This window comes from Sulfurimonas sp. (assembly GCF_050296975.1).
Lineage (GTDB): Bacteria > Campylobacterota > Campylobacteria > Campylobacterales > Sulfurimonadaceae > Sulfurimonas.
On sequence record NZ_JBNKRX010000008.1, the window covers coordinates 41,606 to 59,043 of the forward strand.

The 17,438-nt window shown below is 32.2% G+C and carries 19 protein-coding genes; 16 read left to right on the forward strand and 3 right to left on the reverse strand.

Translation table 11 applies throughout. The annotated features are described in order from the left end of the window. Positions 1 to 8: 8 nt before the first annotated feature. The 7 genes from ACQY56_RS02080 to ACQY56_RS02110 all read left to right on the forward strand — a co-directional run bounded on the left by ACQY56_RS02080 (position 9) and on the right by ACQY56_RS02110 (position 7,056). Positions 9 to 1,550: an FIST N-terminal domain-containing protein gene (locus ACQY56_RS02080; protein WP_428737667.1), complete on the forward strand. Its 1,542-nt coding sequence runs from the start codon at positions 9 to 11 to the stop codon at positions 1,548 to 1,550. Between the two features lie 74 nt (positions 1,551 to 1,624). Continuing rightward, a complete protein-coding gene (locus ACQY56_RS02085; RefSeq protein WP_428737666.1) occupies positions 1,625 to 3,082 on the forward strand; it encodes a hypothetical protein in 1,458 nt (485 codons plus the stop codon). A 19-nt stretch (positions 3,083 to 3,101) separates the two neighbouring features. Beyond that, on the forward strand, positions 3,102 to 3,977 hold the full coding sequence (locus tag ACQY56_RS02090; RefSeq protein WP_428737665.1) for a hypothetical protein: 876 nt from the start codon (positions 3,102 to 3,104) through the stop codon (positions 3,975 to 3,977). A gap of 11 nt (positions 3,978 to 3,988) precedes the next feature. Beyond that, a complete protein-coding gene (locus ACQY56_RS02095; protein ID WP_428737664.1) occupies positions 3,989 to 5,977 on the forward strand; it encodes a hypothetical protein in 1,989 nt (662 codons plus the stop codon). A gap of 9 nt (positions 5,978 to 5,986) precedes the next feature. After that, a complete protein-coding gene (locus ACQY56_RS02100) occupies positions 5,987 to 6,325 on the forward strand; it encodes a hypothetical protein (RefSeq protein ID WP_428737663.1) in 339 nt (112 codons plus the stop codon). A gap of 21 nt (positions 6,326 to 6,346) precedes the next feature. Beyond that, complete coding sequence (locus ACQY56_RS02105) at positions 6,347 to 6,658, forward strand: PAN domain-containing protein (RefSeq protein ID WP_428737662.1); 312 nt, start codon at positions 6,347 to 6,349, stop codon at positions 6,656 to 6,658. A 113-nt stretch (positions 6,659 to 6,771) separates the two neighbouring features. Continuing rightward, positions 6,772 to 7,056: a hypothetical protein gene (locus tag ACQY56_RS02110; RefSeq protein WP_428737661.1), complete on the forward strand. Its 285-nt coding sequence runs from the start codon at positions 6,772 to 6,774 to the stop codon at positions 7,054 to 7,056. 21 nt (positions 7,057 to 7,077) lie between these two features. Here the strand turns inward: ACQY56_RS02110 and ACQY56_RS02115 are convergent, their stop codons facing one another. Together ACQY56_RS02115 and ACQY56_RS02120 are read right to left on the reverse strand one after the other, a co-directional pair. Then, entirely contained in the window at positions 7,078 to 7,365 is a 288-nt protein-coding gene (locus tag ACQY56_RS02115; protein WP_428737660.1) for a hypothetical protein, read from the reverse strand. 1 nt (position 7,366) lies between these two features. Then, a complete protein-coding gene (locus tag ACQY56_RS02120) occupies positions 7,367 to 8,392 on the reverse strand; it encodes a hypothetical protein (protein WP_428737659.1) in 1,026 nt (341 codons plus the stop codon). 436 nt (positions 8,393 to 8,828) lie between these two features. Between ACQY56_RS02120 and ACQY56_RS02125 the strand changes: the two genes are divergently transcribed. The 8 genes from ACQY56_RS02125 (at position 8,829) to ACQY56_RS02160 (ending at position 15,149) form a co-directional block, all read left to right on the forward strand. Continuing rightward, entirely contained in the window at positions 8,829 to 9,890 is a 1,062-nt protein-coding gene (locus tag ACQY56_RS02125) for a DNA cytosine methyltransferase (RefSeq protein ID WP_428737658.1), read from the forward strand. A 114-nt stretch (positions 9,891 to 10,004) separates the two neighbouring features. Next, entirely contained in the window at positions 10,005 to 10,358 is a 354-nt protein-coding gene (locus ACQY56_RS02130) for a hypothetical protein (protein WP_428737657.1), read from the forward strand. A gap of 171 nt (positions 10,359 to 10,529) precedes the next feature. Next, positions 10,530 to 11,423, forward strand: a complete 894-nt coding sequence (locus ACQY56_RS02135) for a hypothetical protein (protein ID WP_428737656.1) — start codon at positions 10,530 to 10,532, stop codon at positions 11,421 to 11,423. A gap of 93 nt (positions 11,424 to 11,516) precedes the next feature. Then, positions 11,517 to 11,789, forward strand: coding sequence for a hypothetical protein (locus ACQY56_RS02140; RefSeq protein WP_428737655.1), 273 nt, complete (start codon positions 11,517 to 11,519; stop codon positions 11,787 to 11,789). 85 nt (positions 11,790 to 11,874) lie between these two features. Next, entirely contained in the window at positions 11,875 to 12,600 is a 726-nt protein-coding gene (locus ACQY56_RS02145; protein ID WP_428737654.1) for a hypothetical protein, read from the forward strand. A gap of 34 nt (positions 12,601 to 12,634) precedes the next feature. Beyond that, entirely contained in the window at positions 12,635 to 14,404 is a 1,770-nt protein-coding gene (locus ACQY56_RS02150) for a hypothetical protein (RefSeq protein ID WP_428737653.1), read from the forward strand. 31 nt (positions 14,405 to 14,435) lie between these two features. Then, positions 14,436 to 14,900, forward strand: coding sequence for a hypothetical protein (locus ACQY56_RS02155; RefSeq protein ID WP_428737652.1), 465 nt, complete (start codon positions 14,436 to 14,438; stop codon positions 14,898 to 14,900). Between the two features lie 3 nt (positions 14,901 to 14,903). Beyond that, positions 14,904 to 15,149: a hypothetical protein gene (locus ACQY56_RS02160; protein WP_428737651.1), complete on the forward strand. Its 246-nt coding sequence runs from the start codon at positions 14,904 to 14,906 to the stop codon at positions 15,147 to 15,149. Here the strand turns inward: ACQY56_RS02160 and ACQY56_RS02165 are convergent. Continuing rightward, entirely contained in the window at positions 15,135 to 16,658 is a 1,524-nt protein-coding gene (locus ACQY56_RS02165) for a hypothetical protein (RefSeq protein ID WP_428737650.1), read from the reverse strand. The genes ACQY56_RS02160 and ACQY56_RS02165 overlap by 15 nt on opposite strands. A gap of 109 nt (positions 16,659 to 16,767) precedes the next feature. Between ACQY56_RS02165 and ACQY56_RS02170 the strand changes: the two genes are divergently transcribed. Then, positions 16,768 to 17,295, forward strand: a complete 528-nt coding sequence (locus tag ACQY56_RS02170) for an antirestriction protein ArdA (protein WP_428737649.1) — start codon at positions 16,768 to 16,770, stop codon at positions 17,293 to 17,295. The last annotated feature ends 143 nt before the right edge of the window (positions 17,296 to 17,438 follow it).

Below are 17,438 nucleotides of genomic sequence, written 5' to 3' on the forward strand. Positions count from 1 at the left end.
GTAGAACTGTGATACAAAATAATGTTCATATATTTATAGATTTAGAAAATTTAGCCCAATATATCAGCAAAAATATTATTGATTCTGACAAGCTTCTAATTCAAGCATTTTTTAAAAATGCAGATGAAAAATATATATCTTCTATTAGAGAAAAACTTCATTCTTTATTACCTCAGGCACATATCATAGGAACTTCTACAGATGGTGCCATTCATAGTGCTACACATGATTTTGAACAAACAGTCATCTCTTTCACTTTATTTGAAAAATCCTTCTTAAAACACAAACTTTTTAAATTTATTCCTGAACACGAAGAGGAATGTGCAAAACAAATATGTGAACAGCTTTTCACTGATAAAACAAAAGTAGCAATTATGTTTGCAGAAGGCATTTTTTGCAATGCAGAAAAAATTCTAAAATATATACATAATCAATTTCCAAATGTCATTCTTTCAGGTGGTGCTGCCGGAGATAACGCTGCATTAGAAAAAACTTATGTATGTGATAGTGCTTCATGTGATTCTATGGCTGTTGTAGTTGCTACAATAGAATCAGACTCATTAATAATCCATAATGATTATAACTTGTCGTGGAGAGCGATAGGTCCTAAAATGAATATTACAAAAGGCAATGATGCAACGATATATGAGATAGATTATCAACCTGCAAAACAAATTTATGATAAATATTTAGGAAATAGTAAATATCAAAAATATGGGAAAGAGAATGTGGATGTTCCATCTGTAGGTATTGAGTTTCCATTTTTAATTAATCGAGGAGGTATGCCAATTGCCAGAGCGGCTTTTCGTTATTTTGAAGATGGATCCATACTTTTTGGTGGAAATATTTTAGAAGGTGACACCTTACAATTTAGTGTAGGGGATGTTCAGGCAATCATACAAAGTGGGCAAGAATTTTACGATAAATTGAAGTTCAAACCTATTGAGACTATATTTATATATTCGTGTATGGCAAGAAGAAGGTTTTTAGAGGCAAATATTACTCATGATATTGCACCACTAACTAAACTTGCTCCAATAAGTGGATTTTACGGTTATGGAGAGTTCTTCACTGATGATGAAAGTGTTGAATTTCTAAATCATACTATGACTGTTTTGGCTCTTTCTGAAGAGGATGATACTATCACATATAATTCTAAATTTGACAATGCAATGGATATGTATGGTTCAAATGAGACAGTAAATACACTTATAAATCTACTCAATAATATGAGCATTGAAAATGAAGTAGCTAATTCAAACTCATCTATAAAAATAAATCAAGAGTGTGTCTATTATTTTGAGCATTCTGAACTTAAAAAGAATGATACAGCGATTTCACTTACTAAAAAAGAGAAACAGTTACTTGATTTACTCCTTGAAGAGCGAAAACAAATTGTAAGTTTTGAAACTATTGAATATGAGTTATGGCCGGACAAACAAGTCTCTCCTACAACACGTAGAACACTCATACACCGACTTCGTGAAAAAGTTGGAGGAGATACAATTAAAACCATAAAAGATGTAGGCTGTAAATTAGATATAGAATAAATTTGTTATTTTAGAACGTTTTTAGAACGTTGTTTTTTTATACTTCTTCAAAATTTTTATTAACAGAGGTAGTTATGAAAAAACACATAATTTCAACAGCTATGTTGTTGTCAGCATTATCATTTACTGGATGTGGAAGTTCATCTTCAGATGGGGAAGCAACGGCAACAACTACAACAGGGCAGTTTATAGACTCTGCTGTATCAGGTTTAACTTTCAAATGTTCATCAGGGAATTCTGGTATAACTGATGTTTCAGGTCACTTTACTTGTAATGTAGGCGATAGTGTTGAGTTTAGTATCAATGGCTTTGTAATAGGTTCTGCAAGTGCTGGAGATGTTATTACACCGCAGACATTATTTCCAAACAACACACAAGCACAGGCTAATTTAGCACAACTTTTACAAACACTTGACAGTGATGGTAATCCTGAGAATGGAATTACAATTGATTCTGAGAGTCAAGAGGTACAAGGACTTAATGGTAATATAACTATTGATTTTTCACAGGTAGATTTTGATTCTGTTATGACATCACATATTGGTAAAACATTAGTAGATGAAACAAATGCTACAGCTCACTTAAATCTTACTTTACAAAACATTGAAAATGGAGCGGGTGCAGTAACTGGATATTCACTTGTAGCTATTGTAAATAATGCAGCAGATACCTCTTGTCATAGAGATGTAGAAGCAACTTATGACGGTTTTGCAGATTATGAAGCATTTGTGAATGCAGGAGGAAGTTTGAATGTCGAATATTTTGAAGCAACTGCTAAACAATGTTCACAGTACAATGCAGCTGGGTACTGTATAGAACAGACAATACCTGAGGGTGTAAGTGGTAGTGGCAACGGTAGTTGTGTAACTGTAGTTACATTTCCAGATTCTGTAATATTGCCTGACAATAATACTACCGATACAAATACATCAGGCAGTGTAGATAACAATACAACTGTAAATCCAAATGAATTATCATATGAAGAGTTTACAACTACATATAAACCATTAATGCCAAATCTTAGAAGTGACAATGTGTATTTAGAAGAATTTAGCAATAGTAATGAGATGCTTGGTCTTTATATGTCTACAGATAGTCAACCAATGAATTTGAATGTTTACTATGGTATAGGTGGCGGTAATAATCTTTATGAATACATAAAAACAACACTTACAAAAAGTACCAGTACAGACAATGGCTACTTACAAACATTTGTTGACTCCCATCAAGAATGGGCAGATTCTGATGGCTTAACACAAGATTTTGGAACAAAAACATATGAACAGATCGGAAATACATTTTTCAATAATAGTACTTATGAAAACATCAAATTTTCAAAACCTTTGGCAATTTCTGCTTTACAACAAATTTATAGTGATTATGGAATGAGCATCACTTTTGATAATAATGACAGAGCACAGTTTTTGATGAATCAACTCGGTGGTTCTGTTTATCTGGAATTGATCGTAAATGAAAGTGCATTTTTGAAAATACAGGCGGCATTTCAAGCAAAAATAGCTGCAAATAATTAAACCATAAAAAGGAGTACATATGAAAAATACACTTATACTATCATTGGCTGTAGCTGGACTTGTAAGTTTAACTGCTTGTAGTAGTGATAAAGAAGTAGATCCCACAACGGTATTGATCAATGAAATCAATAAACAAGAGAAACAAGATTTAGAGACTACTATAAAAGTAATGAAGAGTTTTTATAAAGATACTCTTATGAATGTAAATAGTAAAGATTGTGCAGTTCAAACAACTACAGATAAAGATGAGCTTGAAAAAGCAATGATCCTTTTATCACAAAAGTATTGTGGAAAATCAGGTTTGTTTGATAACGAAATGCAGGTCATCCTCAATAATGTCAATGTTAAAAAACAGATCAATATAGGAATGAACAAGATAGATAATACACAAGAGTATCTGGATTTAGGTTTTGATCTGCCAACTGCCACAAAGATGAAACAATATGGTGTTTCACCACAAGAAGCAGATAAAATATTTGCTTTTATTGAAAGAAATCCTCGTTTTAGTGATGAAGATTATTTTTATGGAATGTTAGAATCAGGTGTTACAACTGCTGCCGAATTTATAGACTGGACTAAGGCTCCTTTACCGAGCTATAAAATTCTTGAAGTTGTTCAATTGGGCGTAAATTTAGATGAGTACAAAGAGTGGTTCAAAATGCGATACACCACACCTAATCAAATTAAAGCTTTTAAAGAAGCTGCTATCAAAACACCTGCACAAGCAAGAGAATGGTATGAGGTTGCTAAAAAATTAAATGATCATAATCTGGCTTCATATGACACAATTATCGCATGGAAAAAACTTGGTATAGATAATCCAGAACAAATAGTTGAGTTAAGAAAAAATCATATCTATACACCACATGATTATGAACAATCAAATAAAAAATAGAGGACTATATTGTGAAAAAAATGACAGTTAGCATAATATTATTGTTCCTTACAATATTTTCAGCTTGTAGCAAACCAGCACCAGTGGTCCCAAAACCGAAACATCTTAGTATTACTGACAATCAGTTACAAAACCCAGGTTTTGAGAAAATCAACAGTACTTACAAACCTTATTTTTGGGATGTAAGTAATGGTAAAACAAGTTGGGCAAATGAATATATCTCTCCATATGCCGGACATTACTATTTATACCATTTAAAAGAAAAGGCACTGAATGGACATACATTAAGTCAATCTTTTAATCTGCAAGATAGAGGATTTGATCTAAATAGTGTTGATCAAGGACTTTACAGCGTAGATTTTGGAGGATATCATAAATCTTTCGTAGAAGATAAAACTTTACAAGCAAGTATTGAACTACTGTTCTTTGATGCTAATGCAAAACCAATTCTCACAAAAGTTTTAGAATTAAAAGATCCAACCACTGAATGGCAAAAAAAAGAAAGACTTGTGGAACTGCCAAAAGGTACGAGAACAATTAAATATGCCATTAGAGTATCACGATCTGCTAATGTATCTTTTGGTCCATTGTTAGATGATATGTTTGTCTTTATCAAAAAAAATGAGAAAATTGCTGAGCCTAAAACAGTTTTGGAACCTTTAACGTCTGGATGGGCAACAAATAATGAATTAACTCGATTAGTATATACAGATAAAAATACTATAGTTTTTAGAGATCTTATTTCAAATAAGGATATTTTTAAAAAAGAGTATAAAGAGGCACCACATGCATATTTTAGAGATAATTCATTAGTCATTTTTACAGGATATAACTATAAAGAAGTTATTGATATGGATGGAAAGAATCAAATAGTATCAAAAGACAAATCTTTTGATCTTTGGTCATCTGAAGTATATAAAATAGATTCAAATAATAAAACTAATGTATATGATATTGAAAAGAAAAAATTACGTTATTCATTTTCTAATGGGGATAGATATTTTATTGTACAAGACAAAAAAAGCAATAAATTAATAAGAGGTACATACCTGGAATATGATACCAAAGGAAATATTTTTTCAAACAGATATATCCATATATATGATATATTAAAGCACAAGGGAAATAAAGTTTGTTTATTGCCTACAGGTAAGAAAAATGTACTTCCAATTGCTACTTTTAAAGCTACAGATAAAAATGGAGAGGCAGTTTTTTTTCAAATTTCTGCATATGGAAAATTGGTTGATGAAGCTGTGAAATTAGGTGACTCTGCTTTTAATACACAACGAAAACATCAAGATTTTCTAAAGAAAATAAAAAAAGCATTACCAACTGACTTTCATGTTGTTGTCAAAGGTATAAGGCTGTCTGATCTAAAAGAAGAGAATTGGAAAGATAAACAATATATGGTTAGCGATGTACACTATAATAGATTTTTTTCTGCCGGTGACGTTTCTAAATTTATTTCTCAACAGTTAAATACCAAGCTTTCTTTCTATGTGAAAAGAATCGCTGATAATTACATTGCAGATTCCAGAGGAAATAGTATTACAATTGATGATGCTTTTACTGCTCAAGAAGTAGAAAAAATTCCAAATCCATATCCCAGCAAAAAATCTTTTGTAACATCAAGTATATTACAGTCAGAAGATTATATAAATGGTAATCGGGTAATAACTCTTCGCCAATTTAATGCAGATCAGAAAGTTTTAGAAAATCCATTTTTCCAGACAAAATTAGATCCTAAAACAGAATATTTCTTTTTTGAAACTCCTGATCATAAACATTGCTATATAGTCAAAATGAAAAAAGATGGTAAAGCAATGAAAAGTTATGCGAAAGTCATTCATGTTAATTTAATTTCTGCTGAAACAAATGAGCTGAAATTACCTCTTCAAATGAAGGAAATGCAATATGCTAAAGCCTTGGATATTAAGTTGTCAAATGAAAATATATTTATAACAAATGGTAAACAATATATGGTTTTACCAATTAAATAAAGGAAAAAAATGAAAAAACTACTATTAGCTACATTAACAGCATCTTTAGTTGTTTCATCAGCATTTGCTGGTGTTACAGCAGGGAACTACAAAGGTAACAATGGAAATTTATCTATTAAACAAAACATGCAGTTTAGTTATGATTCAGATAATGGCGGTATGAATATGTGTATGATAGATGGTACTTTTCAAAAGCAAGGAAATGTCCTTCAATATGAAGAGCAAAATTGTAAAATGGTCATAAGTGCAAAATCTGCAAATGCGATTCATTTAGAAGTGAGTGGTGATTGTAGTTACTTCTGTGGAATGGGTGCCTCTGTAGATACAGAAGATATGAGTAAAAAGTAAATTTATGAAAAAAGGAAAAAAATGTTAAAAAAAGTATCAGTAATTAGTATCTTAGCGACAGCATTGTTGTTAGTTGGTTGTAGTGCACCAAAACCACAAAGTAGTAGAACATTTGAAAATAATGTTGATAGAAAAGGTTTAGATTTCACAAAATTCGCAATGGATAATGCTGATCCAAGATTGTGTCAAGAAGCTTGCGATAAGAATGATAGATGTGTTGCTTGGACATATGTAAAACCTAATACAATTCAAGGACCTAAAGCTATGTGTTGGTTAAAAGATAGAGTTCCAAAAGCAAGTAGAAACGGAAACTGTATTTCTGGATTGAAATAGCTATGATCATTTTTGGACAGTAAATATCAAAAATATCAGTAAAAAGTAAATTTATACACAAGGAAAAAGCATGTTAAAAAAAAGTATCAGTAATTAGTGTTTTAGCGACAACATTGTTGTTAGTTGGTTGTAGTGCACCTAAACCAAAGGTAATTGAAAAGCAAGTCTTTACAAATCCTACAACAAAACAAGGTTATCCAGTAGATAGATGTTATACATGGGCAAAAAATTGTGATAAACCTGTTGCAGATGCTATCTGTAGAGCAAATGGATATGAATATTCTCTTACAAGTTCTTCGGAGCCCAAAAATCCTACACAACTTTTAACTGGTAGAATGTGTAAGGCAAATTACTGTAAAGTAATTACATACGTTGAGTGTGCAAGAGAAAAGAGATAACAGTATAATTAAAGACCCTATCTATGATTTAGAATTACTGATGGAGTTTTGTGAATCCTCGTCAAAGACTCTCTCTTTATCTAAAATAGCCAAAATCATAGAAGAGATAGAGTATCGTGGATAGTTGGCATCTCTATATGCCTCTATCTGCTCTTTTTCCTTGTTGGTAAGAGACAAACTAAGCTTGGCATATCTTTTAGTAGCCACATTGTGATTAGCGGGGTTTAAACCACTTTGCTTTGTAGTTTTTTGCTTGTTAATAAACTCATTGGCTATAGAATCAAGTTCATAGTTTCGATCAATTGACATATTAATTCTCCTCTATATATGTTCTTATTTTTTTACACTTACTCTCACTGGCTGATAACTTATTGGTTGTTCTATTTTCTCTGGCAGTACGTTTCCAGCATGAATAGCCATTTTCACAAGAAAAACATTCATACATCTCTTTATTATAAATGCCCATTTTATATAGCAGTGAATACATATCACGGATAGAAGCTCTGCTGAGTCGTATATTCTCTTGATGGAAATTTAACTTTGCTATCTCTTCATTGATTCCATCGGGTGTAGTCCTCTTTCTTCTCTTTTTATTGCCATGATGTCGGTTATAATCATAGGCCGCTTCTACTCTGTCCTTATAAAGATCTTCATAATAGCATTCATACAATTGAAAATCATAAGGAGCATCTTCATATTGGTAGTCATAAAACATCTCTAAATATTCTGTATATTCCATATCCTGAATGGTTGGGTATTTTTCTAACAATTCATAATTCTTGTTAAAAAAACTTTCCATGAAGAAGCGACCTTCACTCACTTCCGTATAATAAATGAGATTGGATCGTATGTAAGAAAATTTAATATTCATATCTTTAACATTTGCTAAGATCATCTCCTTGGAGACCTTGGTGTATTTTTTCTCTCTTGAAGCATTGCCATTCTGTAGTCTGTTGAACACCACATGTATAGGTTTGTTCTTGTCGTATACGAGGGACTGGATTTTTTGCAGTGTAGCGATTGTTTTTAGAATATCAATATAGCTGTTGTTTGTCAGCACCATTATATCTGTGGCAAATTCAAAGATTTTCTTGTTAGCCTCCTTGAGATCATATACAGCACCTTCTTTATAATCTGTGGCATTTAACTCATCTAACTGTTTTACTACATAGCGTGAACTGTTAAGCTTATTTTTTAAAAAGAAGACCAAATCATTCTTCTGATCTTGATATAAGGGAAGTCTTAATAAGCGTGAAAGTTGATAGGCGATAGTTGTATTTCCAACGCCATTGATTAAACTGTAAAAGACAATCTTTCTTTCTTTATTACTATCCATACTCTTCTCAAATATTATAATGTAGTGTATTGTAGTGTAATTATAGTTAAAATCCCAATAAATAGAGACTGAAAAATTCAATGAAAAAAATGTTAAAAATTTTATGTATTTCTTTCTCCGATAAATAGGCATTTTTAGATTAGAAACAAAAAAACAATTAAATTCATCAAAATGCTGAAATGAGCAAAATATTGTAATTATTTTTAAGAAAATACACCTCTCATAATCGAAAAATAGGGAAATTTACATCTTTAAAATAATTGAATTTACATAAATTCAGTGAAAAACTCCTCACTACAATGTTGTCAACTTAAAAAGGAAACCTTTTCAAACAGCCAATCATTAAACTGGCTCTAAACCCTTAAATGACAGCCCAAGGTGTTCTTCCCAAGAACATTGAAATGCAGATTCTGCTTTTATCATTAAAGGATTTCTAATGAATACACAAAAACCAAAAAAACAAAACCAAAACACTATCTTGGCTGTCAACAATGTTGATTATAAGCCAAGAGTACTCCACACAGGCACTGCATTCTCAGGAATTGGAGCAGTTGAAGAGGCACTTAAAAACCTGAACATTGCTCACATAAATGAGTATATGGTTGAGATTGACAAGTATGCAAGAGCTACATATGTAGCTAATCACGCTGTAAATAATGTCTTTGAAGATATCACTCAACTGGATTATAAAAACCTTCCAAAAGTTGATTTTTTTCCCTTTGGGAGTCCTTGCCAGAGTTTTTCAATGCAGGGTAAAAGAGGTGGCTTTGAAGATACAAGGGGAACACTATTTTTTTATGGTGCCCAAGTCATTAAGCACAGCAGACCAAAATACTTTTTGTTTGAAAATGTCAAAGGAATGGTATCCCACGACAAGGGTAATACATTCAAGATTGTAAAGGCAACCTTTGAAGAGCTTGGCTACAAAATATCTTGGAAAGTTCTCAATGCCAAACACTATGGTGCTGCTCAAAACAGAGAACGCCTCTTTGTGATTGGCATTAGAAATGATATTAAGCAGGAGTTCATATTTCCTGAACCACAAAGAGTCTCAAACTGTGTCAATAACTACATTGAGGAAGGAACTGATTTTTCAAAGTATCTCTTTGACAGCAGCTTAATGGAGCCATTCACTCCAAAGGTTTCAACTGATATTCACAAGGTAGGTGTATTCCCTCACTTAAAATTTGAGTATGACAAGAAGGTGATTTCTTCAACAGGGATTTCCCCTTGTTTTCTTGCTGGAAACACAAAAATCAAGTTCTATGACCAAAAGAACAATCTTTACAGATATCTGACTGAGAATGAAATGAAGCAGATTCAAGGCTTCAACAAGGACTACAAGTTCCCTGTCTCCAACTCACAGGCAAGAAAACAGATAGGCAACTCTATGTATGTGGGAGTGATAGAGGCAATACTGAAAAACCTTATCCCAAAGGAGTACTTTAATACTGCAGCAGTGGCAGACACTAATTCAACTTTAAAGATAGGAGCATAAGAATGAAGACATAGAAATTGTAGATTGCTAATCAAGATAATCTGCTTGGAGCCTTTATAGTGAAGGCTCTGAGGAGCTTGTCTCCAAATATATTTATAAAAGGAAATACACAAAATGCAAAATACATTTACGCACCAATTCAAAGAAATTTTACAAGATCTGACTATTAAGCATATACAATCAGCTACCTCAGTAGAAATGGAGACAGTTGATAATGAGTATATAGGTATTCAACAGATATGGTTTATGAGTTCGCTAATTCAAGAAGTCTCAAAAAATGTTTCAGAAAAGTTACTGAATTCAGCAGAATGTTCTGAAATGGTCATTACTGCTTCTAATAAATTTGGAGAAGATCTTGTAAGGATATTCCAACTTATACAACAAGGTATGCAAGATAATGACTGCAAACACTATGGTTTGTCCATAGTTAATAATCAGTTAAAAATATCATTTTTAAAAGAAGATTAGTTTAATTAACAATCTGCTTGGAGCCTTTTTGATAAAGGTTCTGAGGAGCTTGTCTCCAAAACCTTTCAATTTAGTCCTGTTTGTTGAACCCGCTGGATATTCCAAGAGAGAATACCTGAGACCCCTTCAAACCTTTTTTAACCTAAACACTTATTAAAGGAATGCAAATATATGCAAGCTAAAAATCAATTCACAGAAATTTTAAGACAAAATCACAACATCACCAAAATCAGTCTTATGCCTCCAAAAAAATACAAAGGCACGATACGTAATGCATTACGCACAAAACTTTCAGAAGAACATTTTGAATTTCTTGGAAAGCTTTTCAGTGGTAGAAAAGACCCAGTTGATATATCTCTTAAAGTCATTGCAGTTGCATTAAGAGAGCAAGGTATTATCCTTACAATGAAAAGTGGTTTTAAAGAGGTTGCACTTAGTGTATCTGAAAAATTAACTGGAGTTCAGTGTAGTGCTGTTTCATACCTTACAGATAGGTTAAAAGATAAAGAGTATGTCAAAGGTTGCTACATAGAACACGCTCAGATAAAAGAAACTTTAGAGGACTTTCTTTATAAAGCTTTTATCCCAACTGAATTATCACTATATATTATAGAGGATTTTTTGTTGCACATAGTGTATTTGGAAAATGTGGTTCTAAAATATACTGATATATCTAAAAAACAGTCAGCTCTCAAAATCTTGGCATATCTCTATAAGACAGGTGCTGTTGATTTGGAGGCAGATTCAAATAACCCAAAAGCAGTGGCTTTAGTTGATAAACTCAAAGAAGGCATATCAAAAGTTGTCCTAAAACCTGCCAATACACTTCAAGAGGATAATGAAGCTCAATACAAAAATAATGAAGGCGCTTCAAATACAAATCTTTTTGAATCTTCAATCAATAATGCATACCGTATTAAATATGTCAGTGGAAAAAATGGCAAACACTCTTCACACTGTTCTCCAATACAACATTATAGAAAAGGTCATTTCAGAACACTTAGAAATGGTAAAGAGCAATATATAGAGGGGACTTGGATTAACAAAGATAAGCAAGTATCCTAAGCATATAAGCCTGAGAAGGTCCATATACAGGGAATAGGAACTTGTATAAGATACAAGCTTTATTAAGCTTCACAAAAATATCAAGGAAAAAACATGAATAAAATTGAATTAAACAAATTTGCCAACAGAGAATTGTATAAGTTAAAGAAGCACTATAACAATGAAACGGTTATAGACTATCTACAAAATAATGTGTATGGGATAGATTTTGAAAATATGACATTGGATCTGTCAAGCTACTCTTATGCAGACCTTTACAAAGAAAAAATTATTGTTTCTTCATTTTCTAAAAGAGTCACAAGAACAATACCAACAGAAATATGTACATACTTCAGGTCTTTACTAACAGATCTGAACCAGAAGTAAGAAATTTCAAAATTCATTGAAAAACTTTCAAAAAAGAGAGAGTTTCTCTTATACTTAAATTAAACTTAATTAAAAGGAATCAAATATGGAAAAAAATCCAGAGTTAAAAACAAATATTCAAAAAGCAAATGACATTTACAGTGAAGAGAACCTATTTTCAGGTTCTTCAATTGAGGGCAATGAAGAGATCAAGCAAGAGTTTGAAGATTGGTTCAAAGTGAAAATCCAAGGTGTAGTGAAATCTTACAAGATACATGAGAATGGATCATTGCAACTAAAATTTCAAGAGATAGTAGAAAAAACAGTGGGTGGAGTTACATATAATGACTATGCTGATAAGTCTATCCGTATCACACAAGAGAAGCCATTTAGTGAGAGTTTTGCTAAAAGTCTGTTAAACAAAGCAGTTGAAATCATTGATGTAAAAGAAACAGCCCAATATAAAAAAATAGCAGAAGGTCAATATGACTTTAATAAAGTAGAGCGTTATGTATATAGTGCAGACAATGTAAAAGCCATAGATAAAGCAGTGGAAAACGGCTATCAGCTTTTTAAAGTATTCAGCTTTACAGTCAAAGATGTGCTTCCAGCTGTAAAATATGATTCTCGTAAAAGACAACAGGTGCTTGACAAGGATAAAGCAGTACTTCTATATGAAACTGTCAATGACACACTTTCTACACTGCATAAAATAACACTTCATGGAAGCACGTTTGCCAAAGCTCAGGAGTTAAAAAACAAAGAGGTTGTAATCCTTGATCTGCAGCAGATAGGTAAAAATAATTTCTGTTCAAAAATCAAAGTAAAATAAGCAGGGTCCTCCCTGTTTTATTGAAGAGTTAAATATGAACTCTAAACAAGACACTCCCACTGATAAAATATATCAGCTGAACTTTTACAACAGCAACGGCATTATTGACACTGTAAAACTGCGCCAATACTCTGCACTGCTGTTTTTCACACTATTTATAACTGCACTGTTTATTACATACATATTTGAAAATATGCCAATGAACGAGATAGTACCTGCATTGAGTAGCATAGAGTTTTATCAACAGTTTTTTTCATTTCATTATGACACAATATACAATGCTGTCATTAACAAAATATCCCTTGAGAGCAAATATATCTACACTCTTGGCACAGCATTGACAGTTGCTATTGTGCCAACACTCTATATGATTTATAGAGTGAGTAAAGCCTCAAAGTTTCAGGCAATTCTTTCAAGTGTTGGTTTATCCCAGTATTACTACCACAAAAGAAAAGGTAAAAACATATATTTGAAATTTAAAAAGGGTCAAAAAAACAACTTCAAAACCTTTATTGCCCAGCAGGAAAACCTTACCCAAATGCTGAAAAAAGAGAGTCTGCAGTTCAAACGCTGGAAAGAGAATGGCGTCATTATTCAATACAGTGATCAGTTCCCTTCCATTGAAGAGCTGTCTAAATTACAGGTCAAGAATTTTATAAAACCTGACAAACTGTTTCTTGGCATTGGATTACCACTAATAGGGGAAGAATACAATAAGCAGGATCTGATTAAAAACAGATACCTTCCACGTTACCTAAATTTCAGTGACATTCCACAAGGGAGTGCCAATCTTGGATCGGCTGGTGGTGGTAAATCAAACAGTATGAACCAATACCTTTATAGTATATTTGCCAACTTTGACAAGATAGAAGCCTTCTATATGATAGATTTTAAAGGCGGGATTGAGGCTGAACCAATAAAAGATTTAGAACATAAATTCCAAACTGGCAAAATTGAGGTATTTGACGATAACAGAGTGGCACTTTACAAAGCACTAAAAAGACTGAACTTTATCAATAAAGCAAGGATGCGCTATTTAAAAGCAAACAAAAAAAAGAAATTTTCAACTGATTTTATAGTGCTGATATTTGATGAACTGGCTGAGATACTGGATTATATCCCCTCCACAAAGGAAGAGAGAAAAATGCAGGATATGATCTCTTTTTACTTGGAGAGTCTGCTTAGAACTGGTAGAAGCCAAGGGTTTAAAATATTTTACTCCACACAATCGTATCTATCCAGTGCCAGTGGACTTTCATCTGGTATGAAAAACAATACTAAATTAAAAATAGCCCATCAGTTAGGTTCTAATCTGCAGGTGGGAAGTATCAAGCCTGTTGAAGAGCTAAATGAGATAGGTGTATTCCCCACTAAATATGACATTGGGAAAAATGTAGTGATCAATGAAGCTGACAATACAATCTATGAAGTAAGAAGTCTTTATGTGCCTGACAACTTTATTGAGGAGATAGAAATAAACTCTCAAACCAATGAATCTTTACAGCAGGAACTAAAACCACATTATGAAGCAGTATATGAAGAGATGGTGCAGGATTTAAATCAAACTGGTCAGGAGGACGACACAATATACTCCCTGCAAAACATAGCATCAGATTTAGGACTGCCAAGACCAACAAATGAAGAAACAACTGTTACACAAGAAAAGATAACTCCCATAGAACCGATAGCACAGCAAAAAGAAAAACCTAAAATTTCAATAGCCAAAGCTATTCACGCAAAAAAAACTGCAAAAACTGAAACTTCTGCAAATGATGAAGCAAATTTTTTAGAATCTCTGAAATAACTTCTATACTGTAGGGAAGCAAGGAGTTATTATGACAAGAGAAATAGAAAACAGTTTTTACAATGATCGAGCAATCAGGCATCAGCTTGGTGTATTGAATGCTCTTGGTGTCAAAATTCAATTTCATATGGGGCGAACAAATAATCAGCCTGAAATTCAAATATTACATATAGAGTTTGCCAGTGCATATTTAAAAGAGAAGTCCATTCTAAACATTCCAAAAATTATCTTTACAAACTATCAAATAGAGTCAATGGAATTGTTTCAACTGGAAAAACCGAATAAAGAATTGCTTACACAAAGCGCTATAAATGGAGGATTTAGCCCTCAATTTTCAAACTTTGAGTTGGTTGTTGAAAGTATCTACAATGAAGCACTGCATGACGTAAAGGTCCAGGAAAAAAGATTAACGCAGCAATTCAAAACAGTCCTAAACCAAAACCTGCTGTTCCTGCAAGATGCGGTGAATCAGTTTATATTATTTTATAAGGTGTAAATTATGGAGATAACACAAGAACAGTATGCCATTCTAAAAGAGAATTACCAGTTCGCGCAGGAGATTAAAGAACTGCAAATCCCTTTAACCAAACAAGAGATCACTCATTTGAGAAAGCTTGTTAAACAGCATATCAAAGAGGGCTATACCAACTATCTGAGGCTTATCACTATCTACTCAATGGATAGAGATAAACTGCTGGGGATTTTTGTAAGAGATCTTTACAATGCTTTATTACTTCAAAAATGATTTAATAAATGCTTCCCATTCATCATGGTTATTATCCAGCTCTTCACCATAGTGACTTATACAAAAATGACTTATTGATGAAGTTTGGTGTGTTTTTCTGCTGTCTAAAAACTTATCCAATACCTTATCGTGAGTTTCACTTTTAATAGAGAGTAAATGCTCAATGGAAATAATATCTGTAATCATAATACGTTCTACATCATAAATGTCATCCATATCCGATAACATTACAGGATGTTCAAAAAAATAACAGACAAATCTATAAAGCTTTTTACCTGAAAATGAGTTTTGATATTCCAAATATCGATCGATATTTTTAAGAGATTTTTCTCGATCTGCTTCTATCTTTTTAAAATCATAATTGTCAAAATCTGTAATAGCCTTTACTAAATCAAAAGGCTTAGATTTTGCTTCTATGATCAATACATATGTATCAAACTCAATAATAATATCAGGTGCATCATATTGATTTCTTCCAACTGTATATTTTTCATCTCCATATATTTCAGCATTTGTTATCTGCTTTTTAGCGTAATTTTGAATATAGTTTGTTACACTGTGTCCATGTATTCTTGATTGAAAATCTTTAATATGATCATTGTGATATATCAGGGAATACAATCTGTCAAACTTTAAAAATTGTAACAGTGAAGTATAAGATACAAGCATCATATTAGTATCTGCTTGAATCAATGGATACCAATAACTTATTCGCGGAAGATATCTGTCAAGATATGTTAATCTGTCATAACTAATAAACTCTCCTGAAATTTTATCCTTTCGAAGATTAAGATAGTGTGATTTGAATTCCTCTTTTGAAATAAGAAGATATTTTAAAAATAATTCCACTTCCTCTGGAGAAATTGTAAAGTCTTTACTACCAGTTGCGAACATTGCGAATTCACTGATTGAAAGATCTACCTTTGTTTTTTTATTTTTAGTGATATATGAGAATAAGACCCAATGCAGTAAAATTAATTTATTCAAAGTAATTCCAAATTTATTGACTATAAATTCATTAACTTCAGGATTGTCTTTATACAAATCTATCAATCTTAACATAGAACTTGTATATTGATTGTCTTGTATATACATTTGTTCGTATGACATCATAAACATAAATTTTGACATAGAAAATTCGCCATCTGATTTAGAAAAATTGTTTAGCTCACTAAATGTATTATAGATTTTAGATATGTTAGGTTGATAAAATAATTGTTCTGATGCCCTTTCTTCTTCAAAAACTATAAATTTTTCCATTATATATGGAATAAAGAGGGCATATTGAAGTTGTGCTCCATTAACATCAAAATTATAAAATCTTTTAAAAAAATCTACACCGTCATAAATAATATGACTGTTGGCAAATGCATCCGCACTCAATAATTGATATTGACTTTTTTTGTCAAAATTAATTTTTTTAATAAAGTTCAGTAAGGCTTTGTAAGTTTTTAATGCTGTTTCTTGTCGACCATAGTTTTCAAAAAATTCTAAAAACATTTTATCCACTTTTTTCCTCCCTTTAAAAATTTCATTATTTATAACATAATGAAGCTAATAAAACCATGTTTTCCCCCACATTATTATAATCATCTAAATACACTATTAAAGGATTTTTATGATTAGAATATATATACAAGAACTATCAACTTATAACAATGCAGTGCCGGTTGGCAAATGGATCAATGTAGAGGACTTTGAGAGTGAAATACACAGTATTCTTGAAGAAGCAACCATTGTTTTAAAAGAGAATGGCTATCACTATGGAGTAGATGCTGAAGAATTTGAGATAGTTGATTGGGAGTGTGATGAAGGAATCAACCTTGACAGCATTGCCCAAAGTATTGAAAAACTACAAGCATTAAATGAACTATTGCAGGAATTGAGCCAAGAGGAGATTGAAAAACTAAAATTTCTATTCAATTATCACGGCTATGACCTGCAAAACATAGACAGTGATACCCTTCAAAATGTTTATACATATAATGAGTGGGACGAAGCAGTTGAAGAGTTCATTGAACTGTATCTTGAAGTGCCAGAAGAGAGCAAAGTGTACAACTACATTGATTATCAAGCAATCCAGAGAGACTTGGAGATAGACGGCTACATAGAGTATGATAACAAAATCTACACTGATTTCAATTAACTTTAAATTGACAACTTGCCAACAATGGAAAAATTGGGTCTAAGCACGATAGTGCTGCAAAGCACAATTTGGCACATTAGTGCAAGTTGGTTTAGTTTGAAGATTTGCGATAGCAAATCTGTCTTGAATAACTATAACCAACT